Annotated in this window: 13 protein-coding genes and 1 other RNA gene; 9 read left to right on the plus strand and 5 right to left on the minus strand. The window is 65.0% G+C overall.

Annotated elements, in window-relative coordinates; translation table 11 throughout:
• Positions 1-97 precede the first annotated feature (97 nt).
• The 5 genes from AC0L21_RS30435 to AC0L21_RS30455 form a co-directional block, all read right to left on the minus strand.
• Positions 98-922, minus strand: coding sequence for a TIGR00282 family metallophosphoesterase (locus AC0L21_RS30435; protein ID WP_473265339.1), 825 nt, complete (start codon positions 920-922; stop codon positions 98-100).
• Positions 900-1496 carry a 5-formyltetrahydrofolate cyclo-ligase gene (locus AC0L21_RS30440; RefSeq protein WP_473265341.1) on the minus strand — a complete coding sequence of 199 codons (597 nt, stop codon included), beginning with the start codon at positions 1494-1496 and terminating at the stop codon, positions 900-902. The genes AC0L21_RS30435 and AC0L21_RS30440 overlap by 23 nt, the downstream gene beginning before the upstream one ends.
• Positions 1497-1595: 99 nt before the next feature.
• Positions 1596-1757: non-coding RNA, 6S RNA (gene ssrS, locus AC0L21_RS30445), on the minus strand.
• 48 nt (positions 1758-1805) lie between these two features.
• On the minus strand, positions 1806-2189 hold the full coding sequence (locus AC0L21_RS30450) for a cell division protein ZapA (RefSeq protein ID WP_007599950.1): 384 nt from the start codon (positions 2187-2189) through the stop codon (positions 1806-1808).
• Complete coding sequence (locus AC0L21_RS30455; protein WP_026232773.1) at positions 2186-2506, minus strand: DUF4164 domain-containing protein; 321 nt, start codon at positions 2504-2506, stop codon at positions 2186-2188. Before AC0L21_RS30455 ends, AC0L21_RS30450 begins: the two co-directional genes overlap by 4 nt.
• A 287-nt stretch (positions 2507-2793) precedes the next feature.
• On the opposite strand from AC0L21_RS30455, the gene tkt reads away from it, so the two are divergent.
• The 9 genes from tkt to AC0L21_RS30500 all read left to right on the plus strand — a co-directional run bounded on the left by tkt (position 2794) and on the right by AC0L21_RS30500 (position 12412).
• Positions 2794-4779 (plus strand): transketolase, encoded by a 1986-nt coding sequence (tkt, locus tag AC0L21_RS30460; RefSeq protein ID WP_473265343.1) that lies wholly within the window; start codon positions 2794-2796, stop codon positions 4777-4779.
• Positions 4780-4926: 147 nt separating this feature from the next.
• Positions 4927-5934 carry a type I glyceraldehyde-3-phosphate dehydrogenase gene (gene gap, locus AC0L21_RS30465; RefSeq protein WP_027515515.1) on the plus strand — a complete coding sequence of 336 codons (1008 nt, stop codon included), beginning with the start codon at positions 4927-4929 and terminating at the stop codon, positions 5932-5934.
• Between the two features lie 33 nt (positions 5935-5967).
• Positions 5968-6126, plus strand: a complete 159-nt coding sequence (locus tag AC0L21_RS30470) for a hypothetical protein (RefSeq protein ID WP_247406375.1) — start codon at positions 5968-5970, stop codon at positions 6124-6126.
• Complete coding sequence (locus AC0L21_RS30475) at positions 6123-7319, plus strand: phosphoglycerate kinase (RefSeq protein WP_473265345.1); 1197 nt, start codon at positions 6123-6125, stop codon at positions 7317-7319. The genes AC0L21_RS30470 and AC0L21_RS30475 overlap by 4 nt, the downstream gene beginning before the upstream one ends.
• A 67-nt stretch (positions 7320-7386) precedes the next feature.
• Positions 7387-8454: a class II fructose-bisphosphate aldolase gene (gene fba, locus AC0L21_RS30480; RefSeq protein WP_473265347.1), complete on the plus strand. Its 1068-nt coding sequence runs from the start codon at positions 7387-7389 to the stop codon at positions 8452-8454.
• A 256-nt stretch (positions 8455-8710) separates the two neighbouring features.
• Positions 8711-9751, plus strand: a complete 1041-nt coding sequence (locus tag AC0L21_RS30485; RefSeq protein WP_473265349.1) for a class I fructose-bisphosphate aldolase — start codon at positions 8711-8713, stop codon at positions 9749-9751.
• 3 nt (positions 9752-9754) lie between these two features.
• Positions 9755-10444, plus strand: coding sequence for a thiamine phosphate synthase (locus AC0L21_RS30490; protein ID WP_473265351.1), 690 nt, complete (start codon positions 9755-9757; stop codon positions 10442-10444).
• 8 nt (positions 10445-10452) lie between these two features.
• Positions 10453-11541: a tetratricopeptide repeat protein gene (locus AC0L21_RS30495; RefSeq protein ID WP_473265352.1), complete on the plus strand. Its 1089-nt coding sequence runs from the start codon at positions 10453-10455 to the stop codon at positions 11539-11541.
• A gap of 85 nt (positions 11542-11626) precedes the next feature.
• A complete protein-coding gene (locus AC0L21_RS30500; RefSeq protein ID WP_473265353.1) occupies positions 11627-12412 on the plus strand; it encodes an inositol monophosphatase family protein in 786 nt (261 codons plus the stop codon).
• Positions 12413-12421 lie beyond the last annotated feature (9 nt).

Below are 12421 nucleotides of genomic sequence, written 5' to 3' on the forward strand. Positions count from 1 at the left end.
ACTTTCGACCGCGAGCCTGCCCATTACCACGGCCGGTGGTAATGGGTCCTGGCTTTCGCCAGGACGACACTGAGTGTGTGGCGAGCTGCGCGAGAACTCAGCTCAACCAGAATTTCGGCGTCGCCGGCTCCAGCCGGCCGCCGGCGCGCACCGGGGCAATCCGCAGTGCGAGTCCGGTCGCGTCATCCGTCTCCACGGCCACGCCGCTGAGCGTCGCCGGGCCCGCCGCCGGCTCGAACCGGCCTGACGGGATCCCGGAGGTGAACCTCCGCAGCGGCTCCTCCTTCTGCATGCCGATGATGGAATCGTAGTCGCCGGTCATGCCGGCATCGGTCATGTAGGCGGTGCCGCCCGACAGGATCTGGTGGTCGGCGGTCGGCACATGGGTGTGGGTGCCGACGACGAGGCTGGCGCGGCCGTCGCAGAAGAAGCCGATGCCCTGCTTCTCGCTGCTCGCCTCGCAATGGAAGTCGACGACGATGGCGTCGGCGGCAATGCCGAGCGGGCAGGCACCGAGCTCGCGTTCGAGCGCAGCGAAAGGATCGTCGAACGGGGTCATGAAGACGCGGCCGAGCGCGTTGACGACGAGCGCGTGCTTGCCGTTCTTGGTCTCCACCAGCGCAGCGCCGCGGCCGGGCGTGCCGCGCGGATAATTCGCGGGCCGCACCAAACGCTCGGCGCGCTCGATGAACACCAGAGCTTCGCGCTGGTCCCAGGAGTGATTGCCGAGCGTCACCGCGTCGGCACCGGCGTCGAGAAACTCCTGATAGATAGCTTCCGTGATGCCGAAGCCGCCGGCCGAATTCTCGCCGTTGACGACGACGAAATCGAGCGACCAGTCCTTGACCATGCCGGGCAGATATTCGGCGATGGCGTTGCGCCCGGCACGGCCGACGACATCACCCACGAAGAGAATGCGCAACTTCAGAACTCCGGAAATCGAATACGTCCGATTCCGTTAGCACATAATCCAGCGCCACGTCGTGGGATAGTGCCGGAACCGCCTTGATCTCCTGCGCTGCAAAAGCGAGCCCGATGCCGACGATATTCTTCGCTTTTCGCAAATGCGCGAAAGTGTGGTCGTAGTGCCCCGCGCCGTAGCCGATGCGATGGCCGAGACGATCGAAGGCAGCGAGCGGCGTCAGCATGATGTCGGGAATGACTTCAGCGGCCCCAGGCGACGGCTCGGGAATGCCGAGCGGGCCGAGCATCAGGCGATCGTTCGGATGAAAGACGCGGAAGATCAGCGCCTGGCCGCGCGCGGTGACGCAAGGCAGCGCGAGCCTGGCGCCCTGCTCGGCGAGCTTCTTCAGCAGCGGCATCGGATCGATCTCGCTGCGGATCGGCGAATAGCCGGATACGATGCTGCCGGGCAGGAGCTGGAACGGCAGCCCGCGCTTGGCGAGCCTGGCGGCGGCGGCGGTGCGTTTCTTTTCGCTCAGCGCATCGCGCGCCGCGAGGGCTTTGGCACGGAGTTCGGCTTTGGTGTTGGTCATGCGCTTGCCCCCGAGGCAGAGCTACCCCCGCTGTCATCACCCGCAGCGTGTCGGGGACGCAATTTCGACAGGCACGAACCAGAAGGAAGAAAACAAAAGTGCGAAGCCGCGAACGCCGTTGAAGCACTCGATCCCGGAGTTCCCTACGAAAGTAGGTGGGCACCATATGTCCGAGCCCACGGGCCCGGCCAGGGACAGTTCCCTAAAGGATCGATAAGGCCCCGGGGATATTATGGCTCCTGACGCGCGTCGCAGCCTCGCTTGGCCAATGTAACAACGATGCTGACGAATCGCCAGCCCGGTGAAGGGTCAGCCGATGGCGATCCCGTTGCCGACGGTGCGGTTCAGGACCTGGGTCGACTTCTCGATGCGCTCGGCCGCGGAGTTCAGGGCGTTCACGACCGCGGTCTGAGTCAGCCGGGCGCGCTCGACGGCGGCGTTGCGGAAATCCCGCAATTCGGTCAGCTCCTGCTCCATGGTCCGGATGCGGTTGCCGGCGTCGACCAATTCGTCGCAGACGGTCAGCGCCGCCATCACGGTGAGCCTGGCATCACCGATCTCGCCGAACTTTCCGCGCAGCGACTGAATCCGCGTCTCCAGGCTTTCGGCGAGCTTGAGCAGCCGCACCTCCTGGCCTTCCTCGCAGGCCATGCGGTATTGCCGGCCGTTGATGGTGACGTTGATGTGGCTCATCCGTCCTCTCCGGTATCGAGCACCGAACGTATCGTGACGATCGCGGAATCCAGCCGATCGGAGATCTCGCGGCTGGAGCGCTCGAGCTTGCGCGCCTTCACCAGCGCGCCGTCGAGTTCGTCGGCAAGGCGCGAGCGGTCCGCGCCCAGCGCCTGGATCCGCGCCGCGAGCTCGTTCTCGTCGCGATCGGCGTCGCGCCGCCGCTCCACCGCGCTTTCGAGCGAGTCGAGCGCCGCCATGAGCCTGCGGGTCGCGATCTCGATCTCGACGGCCGAGGACTCGGTCATGGCAGAGCTGTTGGATACGCGATCGTTCATGCAGTCAGCGGCGGAACCTGTGGCCTATCCCCGGGGGCTTGCCGTCCGGCAAAAGACTCGGTTCGGCAAGCGGTTAGAAGCAGAAATTTACGTGGCAAGCTAGCGGAGCGCAACGCCGCCACGAAACTATGCACTGCTAAGCAACTTTTGCGGCCAAACCGGCGTTTGATTGCCTTGGCCTGCCGGAACCGAGATGCTATCCCAGCCGCGACCCCAGCGGCCGAAAGGCTCCTTCCGGCGCGGCCAAATCCAGCCACAAGCGCCTCATTTCAGACGGATTTTCAGACATGACGCAGGTCGATCACAACCGTATGGCCAATGCGATCCGCGGCCTTGCCATGGACGGCGTCGAAAAGGCGAAATCGGGTCATCCGGGCCTGCCGATGGGCGCCGCCGACATGGCGACCGTGCTTTTCACGCAATTCCTGAAATTCGATGTCGCCGCGCTGGACTGGCCGGACCGGGACCGCTTCGTGCTCTCGGCCGGGCACGGCTCAATGCTGATCTATGCGCTGCTGTATCTGATCGGCAGCCCCGAGATGACGATCGACCAGCTCAAGGACTTTCGCCAGTTGGGATCGCTGACGCCGGGACATCCCGAGCACGGCCACACCAAGGGCATCGAGACCACCACCGGTCCGCTCGGCCAGGGCATTTCCACCGCCGTCGGCATGGCGCTCGCCGAGAAGATGCTCGCCGCCGAATTCGGCAGGAAGATTGTCGATCACCACACCTATGTGATCGCTTCCGACGGCGATTTGATGGAAGGCGTGTCGCAGGAAGCGATCGCGATGGCCGGGCACTGGAAGCTCAACAAGCTAATCGTGCTGTATGACGACAACGGCATCTCGATCGACGGTCCGACCTCGATCTCCGATTCCGTGGACCAGGTGAAGCGCTTCAAGTCGGCGGGTTGGGCGGCCGAAAAGATCGACGGCCACGACCAGGCGGCGATATCCGCCGCGATCACGCGCGCGCAGAAATCAAACAAGCCCACGCTGATTGCGTGCCGCACCACCATCGGCTTCGGCGCGCCGCACAAGGCCGGCACCAACAAGGTCCACGGCGAAGCGCTCGGCGCCGACGAACTCAAGGCCGCCAAGGAAAATCTCGGCATTTCGCTGGAGCCGTTCTCGGTGCCCGACGACGTGCTGAAAGCCTGGCGCGCGGCCGGCAGCCGCGGCGCGGCGGCACGACAGGAATGGGAAGCAAGGCTCGGTGAACTCGGCAGCCGCAAGCGCGCCGAGTTCGAGCGTCGGCTCCGTCACGAGCGGCCAGCAGCGCTGGCAAAGGCGTTCAAAAGCTACAAGAAGGAGCTCTTGGAAAAGCCGATGAATGCGGCAACCCGCAAATCCTCGGAAGCCGTGATCGAAGTCATTGCCGGCGCGATGCCGATGGAATTTCTGGCGGGCTCGGCCGACCTCACCGGCTCCAACAACAACAAGGCGAAGTCGGCAACCGCGTTCTCGGCCAAGACGCCGAAGGGCCGCTTCATCCATTACGGCATCCGTGAGCACGGCATGTGCGCGGCGATGAACGGCATCTTCCTGCACGGCGGTTTTGCGCCGAACGGCGCGACCTTCCTGGTGTTCACGGATTATGCGCGGCCGGCGATGCGGCTCGCCGCGTTGATGGGGACCGGCGTCGTTTATGTGATGACCCATGATTCCATCGGCCTCGGCGAAGACGGACCGACCCACCAGCCGGTCGAGCATCTCTCGGCGCTTCGCGCCATTCCCAACATGCGCGTGTTCCGCCCGTGCGATTCCATCGAGGTTGCCGAGTGCTGGGAGCTCGCGCTCAACCGCATCGACGGCCCGACGGTCCTGGCGCTGACCCGGCAGAACCTGCCGCAACTGCGCACCACCGCACCGAACGAGAGCCCCTGCCGGTTCGGCGCCTACGAGCTGGTGGCCGCCCAAGGCGAAGCCAAGGCGACGCTGTTTGCTTCCGGCTCCGAAGTGGAGATGGCGGTGGCCGCCCAGAAGCAGCTCGCCGAGCGCGGCATTCCGACCCGGGTGGTTTCGGTTCCCTCGCTCGAGCTCCTGTTAGCGCAACCAAAGGAGCGCCGCGACGAGATCATCGGCAACGCGCCCATCAAGGTCGCGATCGAGGCCGCCGTGCGCTGGGGCTGGGATGCCGTGATCGGCCAGGATGGCGAGTTTATCGGCATGCACTCCTTCGGCGCCAGCGCCCCTCTCAACAAGGTATTCCAGCACTTTGGCATTACCGCCGAGGCCGCGGTTAACGCCGTTCTGAAACGCGTTTCCTGAGAGTTGAGATTGCCGAAAAAAAGGACTACCTAATCTCCCATATGATCAAGCCCCGCCCGGCCGAACCGGGCGTCCGCCCTAAAAAAACCCTCGCAGGCGCGCTAGCGCGTTGTGCGGGATGACAACGGTCATTGAAGGAGACGAAACATGGCAGTCCGCGTCGGAATCAACGGTTTTGGCCGCATCGGCCGCAACATCCTGCGGGCCATCGCCGAGTCCGGCCGCAAGGACATCGAGGTCGTCGGCATCAACGACCTCGGCCCGGTCGAAACCAACGCCCATCTGCTTCGCTTCGACAGCGTTCATGGCCGCTTCCCCGGCACCGTGACCGTCGATGGCGATACGATCAGCCTCGGCGGCAACAAGATCAAGGTGACCGCCGAGCGCGATCCCTCGAAGCTGCCCTGGAAGGATCTCGGCATCGACATCGCGATGGAATGCACCGGCATCTTCACCTCGAAGGACAAGGCCTCGGCGCATCTGACCGCCGGCGCCAAGCGCGTGCTGGTCTCCGCGCCCGCCGACGGCGCCGACGCCACCATCGTCTACGGCGTCAACCACGACACGCTGACCCGGGAACATCTGGTCGTCTCCAACGGCTCCTGCACCACCAACTGCCTCGCGCCGATCGCCAAAGTGCTGAACGACCTCGTCGGCATCGAGACCGGCTTCATGACCACGATCCACGCCTATACCGGCGACCAGCCGACGCTCGACACCATGCACAAGGATCTCTATCGCGGCCGCGCGGCTGCGATGTCGATGATCCCGACCTCGACCGGCGCCGCCAAGGCGATCGGCCTCGTGCTGCCGGAACTCAAGGGCAAGCTCGACGGCGTCGCGATCCGCGTTCCGACCCCGAACGTCTCGGTCGTCGACCTCAAGATCGTCGCCAAGCGCGCCACCGATCCGAAGGAAATCAACGAGGCGATGAAGCGTGCCTCCGAGCAGCAGCTCAAGGGCATCCTCGGCTACACCACCGCGCCGAACGTCTCGATCGACTTCAACCACGACCCGCACTCCTCGACGTTCCACATGGACCAGACCAAGGTGCAGAACGGCACGCTGGTGCGCGTGATGTCCTGGTACGACAACGAATGGGGCTTCTCGAATCGCATGGCGGACACCGCCGTCGCGATGGCGAAAGTGATCTAACCAAGACGCGTCACGGCACAGCCGGAGAACGCCATGACCTCGCAACTCGTCGCCCTCGCGCTCCTCTTGGCGTTGATGGGCGGCCTGTTGTTCCTGTTCTTGCGATCGGGCTCGAAGATCAAGCCCGATCCGGATCGGAAGATCGAGGACTGGCCCAACATTACCCAAGGCGGTTCAGGGGATCCCTCGTGACCAACAAATTCCGCACCCTCGACGACGTCGACGTGAAGGGCAAGCGCGTGCTGCTGCGCGTTGACCTCAACGTGCCCATGGAGAACGGGCGCGTCAGCGACGCAACCCGGCTCGAGCGCGTCGCGCCGACCATCACCGAAATCTCCGACAAGGGCGGCAAGGTCATCCTGCTCGCGCATTTCGGCCGGCCGAAAGGGCGCGATGCCAAGGACTCGCTCAAGCCCGTTGCCGAGGCGCTGTCGAAGGTCGTGAAGAAGCCCGTCGCCTTCGCCGACGACTGCATCGGCGAGCCCGTGGCCAAGGCCGTGGCGGCGCTGAAGGACGGCGACATCCTCTGCCTGGAAAATACCCGCTTCCACAAAGAGGAAGAGAAGAACGATCCCGCCTTTGTCGCGGAGCTCGCAAAACTCGGCGACATCTGGGTCAATGACGCGTTCTCGGCCGCGCACCGCGCCCATGCCTCGACCGAAGGCCTCGGCCACAAGCTGCCCGCCTATGCCGGCCGCACCATGCAGGCCGAGCTGGTCGCGCTGGAGAAGGCGCTGGGCTCACCGACCAAGCCCGTCATCGCCATCATCGGCGGCGCCAAGGTCTCGACCAAGATCGACCTGCTCGAAAACCTCGTGAGCAAGGTCGACGCGCTCGTGATCGGCGGTGGCATGGCCAACACCTTCCTGCACGCCCAGGGCGTCGGCATCGGCAAGTCGCTGGCCGAGAAGGATCTCGCCGCGACCGCGCTGCGCATCATGGAAAAGGCGGAAGCCGCCAACTGCGCCATCATCCTGCCGGTCGATGCCACCGTCGCCTATCATTTCGCGGCCAACGCGCCGTCGCATGCCTATGGCCTCGACGCGATCCCGGCCGACGGCATGATCCTCGACGTCGGTCCGCAGTCGATCGCACGTGTCCACGCCGCGATCGACGATGCGGCGACGCTGGTCTGGAACGGACCGCTTGGTGCCTTCGAGATGCAGCCATTCGACCGCGGCACGATGTCCGCCGCCAAGCATGCCGCCGAGCGCACCAAGGCCAAGAAGCTGGTCTCGATCGCGGGCGGCGGCGACACCGTGGCGGCCCTCAACCAGGCCCATGTGGCCGGTCAGTTCACCTATGTCTCGACCGCCGGTGGCGCATTTCTTGAATGGATGGAAGGCAAGCCCCTGCCCGGCGTCGAAGTTCTGCGCATCAAGTAATCGGTCGGCAAGTCGTCAGCCGCCTTCAAGCAGTGGCCTTGCAGGCCCAAACGGGAGAAAAACACAGATGGCTCGGATCACGTTGCGTCAATTGCTCGACCATGCGGCGGAGAACGATTACGGCGTCCCGGCCTTCAACATCAACAACATGGAGCAGGCGCTGGCGATCATGGACGCGGCCAACCAGGTCGACGCGCCCGTCATCATCCAGGCCTCGCGCGGTGCGCGCTCCTACGCCAACGACGTCATGCTCAAGCACATGATGGACGCGGTGACCGAGATCTATCCGCACATCCCGGTCTGCGTGCATCTCGACCACGGCAACGAGCCGGCAACCTGCATGACCGCGATCCAGGCCGGCTTCACCTCGGTGATGATGGACGGCTCGCTCAAGGCCGACGGCAAGACCCCCGGCGATTGGAGCTACAATGTCGGCGTCACCAAGACCGTGACCGACATGGCCCATCTCGGCGGCATCTCGGTCGAGGGCGAGCTCGGCGTGCTCGGCTCGCTCGAGACCGGCATGGGCGACAAGGAAGACGGCCACGGCGCCGAGGGCAAGCTGAGCCACGACCAGCTCCTGACCAATCCGGATGAAGCCGTGAAGTTCGTCCAGGAGACCCAGGTCGACGCGCTCGCGATCGCGATGGGAACGTCTCACGGTGCTTACAAATTCACCCGCAAGCCCGACGGTGACATCCTCGCCATGAACGTGATCGAGGAGATCCACCGCAAGCTGCCGAACATGCATCTCGTCATGCACGGCTCCTCGTCGGTGCCGCAGGACCTCCAGGACATCATCAACGCCTATGGCGGCAAGATGAAGCCGACCTGGGGCGTGCCGGTGGCCGAGATCCAGCGCGGCATCAAGAACGGCGTGCGCAAGATCAACATCGATACCGACAACCGCATGGCGATGACCGGCCAGATCCGGAAAGTGCTCAAGGACAATCCGGAAGAGTTCGATCCGCGCAAGTACCTCAAGCCCGCGATGGAAGCGATGACCAAGCTGTGCAAGCAGCGGCTCCAGGAATTCAATACCGCGGGCCAAGCCTCCAAGATCAAGAAGGTGCTGACGACGGCCGAGATGGCCAAGCGCTACGCCAAGGGCGAGCTCGCCCCGAAGGTGGCGTGATCTATCCCTCCCTCTCCCCGTCCTTACGGGGAGAGGGTTGGGGTGAGGGGCTCTCTCCGCGAGTTCTGCCCCATCAATAGACCTGTACCCCCTCACCCGGATTTTAAGCGACGCGTAAAATACGACCACACCCCCCAAGCGCGGCGAGGTAACAGGCCCCCACCCCCATACCCTGCGACCAACGATAAATCGGCATTTGACCGAGAACGGTCTATTTTCACCGGCAAGGGCAGAATCGTTTTGGGAGGACATCTCGATGAATCTGACTGAGCTCAACAGGATCGCGACCGCTCTGGTCGCGCCGGGCAAGGGCATCCTTGCCGCGGACGAATCCTCCGGCACCATCAAGAAGCGCTTCGACGCGATCGGCGTGGAATCGACCGAGGAGAACCGCCGCGACTATCGCGAGATGCTGTTCCGCTCGAAGGACGCGATGAACCAGCACATCTCCGGCGTCATCCTCTACGACGAGACGATCTGGCAGAACGCAAAGGACGGCACGCCCCTGGTCAAGCTGATCGAGAGTAGCGGCGCCATTCCCGGCATCAAGGTCGACGAAGGCACGCAACCCCTGCCGATGTGCCCGGGAGAGCTCGTCACCGTCGGGCTCGACAAGCTCGCCGAGCGCTTGAAGAAATATTACGAGCGCGGCGCCCGCTTCGCCAAATGGCGCGCGGTGATCGACATCGGCAGCGGCACTGACGGCCGGGGCATCCCCTCGATGACCGCGATCAGCGTCAACGCCCACGCGCTGGCGCGCTATGCAGCGCTGTGTCAGGCCGCGCAGATCGTGCCGATCGTCGAACCCGAAGTGCTGATGGACGGCGATCACGACATCGATCGCTGCTATGAGGTGACGAGCCGCGTGCTCAACAAAACGTTTCAGGAATTGCGCGTGCAGCGCGTCGCGCTCGAGGGCATGGTGCTGAAGCCGAACATGGCCATCTCCGGCAAGAAATGCCCGAAGCAGGCTTCCGTCGAGGAGGTCGCGGAGAAGACGATACGGCTGCTCAAGGCGTGTGTGCCCGCAGCGGTACCCGGCATCGCCTTCCTCTCCGGCGGCCAGTCGGATGAAGAGGCGACCGCGCATCTCAACGCCATGCACAAGCTCGGCCCGCTGCCCTGGGGCCTGACCTTCTCCTACGGCCGCGCACTGCAGGCCGCGCCGCAGAAGGCCTGGTCGGGCAAGGCCGAGAACCTCGCGGCCGGACAAGACGCATTCAGTCACCGCGCACGCATGAATGGCCTCGCCTCCAAAGGCGAATGGCAAAGCAGCCTGGAAAAGAAAGCGGCCTAGATCTTGTCGAACAAATCTCCTCCACCGCGCCCGGCGCCGCGCCTTTATCTCGCGACGCCTGTCGTCGACGATCCCGCTTCGCTTCTGGCCGAGCTGCCCGGCCTGCTCGCCGCCGCCGACGTCGCAGCCGTGCTGCTGCGGCTGAAGGTGACCGATCAGCGCACCATGATCTCGCGAATCAAGGTTTTGACGCCGCCGGTTCAGAAAGCGGGCGCCGCGCTGCTCGTCGAAGGCCATCCTGAGCTCGTCGCACGCGGCGGCGCCGACGGCGCGCACCTGCCCGGCATCGCCGCGCTGAAGGAGGCGCTGCCATCGCTGAAGCCCGATCGCATCGCCGGCGTCGGCGGGCTGACGACGCGGCACCATTCCATGGATGCGGGCGAGATCGGCGCGGATTACGTTCTGTTCGGCGAGCCCGATGCAAAGGGCCAGCGGCCGTCGTCGCAAGCGATTGCCGAGCGGCTGGATTGGTGGGCCGAGCTGTTCGAACCGCCCTGCGTCGGCTTTGCCATCTCGCTGGAAGAGGCCCACGAATTCGCCGCCAGCGGCGCCGATTTCGTGCTGGTCGGCGACTTCGTCTGGACCGATCCGCGCGGACCCAAGGCTGCGCTGGTCGAGATCGACGCTGCGATCAAGAAGGCCCATGCGACTGCGCTTGCGGGCCAAAATCCTGCGGGTCAAGAGCACGGCTAGCGCCCGACATGAAGCTCCCGCGCATCACCATCCTGGCCATGCTGCTGCTGCTCACAGTGCCCGCGGCCGCGCAGCTCCAGATCACGCCGCCCGTGGCAACGCCGAGCCCTTCGGCCGAGAAAACCAAGAAGGCCACGCCGCACACCATCACCAAGAAGAAGGAAGCGGCGCCGGCACCCAAACCGTCAGCCTCCCCCAAACCTTCAGCTTCCCCAAAGCCTGCACCGGCGGCGACGGTGATTCCGGCGCCTCCGACCGACAATCCCAACGTCGATCTGGTGTACGGCGCCTATCAGCGCGGCCAGTACAAGACCGCCTTCGAACTCGCCACGGCCCGTGCCGAGGCCGGCGATCCCAAGGCAATGACCATGCTGGGGGAGCTCTATTCCAATGCCATGGGCATCCGGCGCGACTACGCCAAGGCGCTGCAATGGTACAAGCGCGCGTCTGATGCCGGCGACCGCGAGGCGATGTTCGCCCTCGCCATGCTCAGGATGTCTGGCCGTGGCGGCCCGGTCGACAAGAACGAGGCGGTGAAGCTGATGGCGTCCGCCGCCAAGCTTGGCGAGCCCAAGGCGGCCTATAACCTCGCGCTGCTCTATCTCGATGGCCAGACCCTGCCGCAGGACGTCAAGCGCTCCGCCGAGCTGCTGCGCCAGGCGGCCGATGCCGGCCTGCCCGAGGCGCAATACGCGCTGGCGACCTTCTACAAGGAAGGCACTGGCGTGCCGAAGGATCTGGAACGGGCGGTGCGTCTGCTCCAGGTCGCCACGCTGACCGACAATGTCGATGCAGAGGTCGAATACGCCATCGCGCTGTTCAACGGCACCGGCACGCCGAAGAACCAGCCGGCCGCCGTAGCCCTGCTGCGCAAGGCCTCCCGCCAGGGCAGCGCGATCGCGCAGAACCGGCTGGCCTGGGTGCTGATCAACGGCATGGGCACGGCCGTGGACAAGATCGAGGGCTTCAAATGGCATCTGGTGGCCAAGACCGCCGGCAAGGGCGATCCGGAGCTGGACAAGCAATTGTCCGATTTGCCGGCCGAGGACCGGGCCAAGGCCGAGGCCGCCGCCAGGAAATGGCTCGGGGCCAAATGACTTGACGTTGAGGCCCCCGCAGGGCACCCCATCCCTCAAACAGGCGCGATTTCGCGCCATTTCCCCCGATCAAGACCGGAAGCTCATGCTGTATTCCGCAACTATCAACGTCATGGTCAAGGCCGCGCGTCGCGCCGGCCGCAGCCTCAAGCGCGATCTCGGCGAGATCGAGCATCTCCAGGTCTCGCTGAAGGGGCCGGCGAATTTCGTCTCGCTGGCCGACAAGCGCGCCGAGGAGATCCTCTACCAGGACCTCGCCAAGGCGCGGCCCGGTTACGGTTTCATCGGCGAGGAAGGCGGCACGCGCGAGGGCTCCGACAAGAGCCACACCTGGATCGTCGATCCGCTCGACGGCACCACCAACTTCCTGCACGGGATCCCGCAATTCGCGATCTCGATCGGGCTTTCGCGCGAGGGCACGATCATTGCCGGCGTGATCTACAACCCCGCCAATGACGAGCTCTACATCGCCGAGCGCGGCAAGGGTGCCTTCCTCAACGACCAGCGCCTGCGCGTGGCCGGCCGCCGCCAGCTCAACGAATGCGTCGTGGCCTGTGGCCTGCCCCATATCGGCCGCGGCGACCACGAGGAATTCCGCCGCGAGATGACCGCGATGCAGGAGCGCGTCGCCGGCCTGCGCCGCTTCGGCGCCGCCTCCCTCGACCTCGCCTTCGTCGCCGCCGGCCGCCTCGACGGCTACTGGGAGCGCAATTTGCAATCCTGGGACATCGCGGCGGGCCTGATCATGCTGCGCGAGGCTGGCGGAACGATCAGCGACATCGATACGCCGGGCGACGCCCTGGTGACGGGCAATGTCGTGTGCGGGAATGAGTTCGTGCACGGGGAACTGGTGAAGATCCTGCGGAAGTAGGGGTCCAGT

This window comes from Bradyrhizobium sp. WSM4873 (assembly GCF_055811355.1).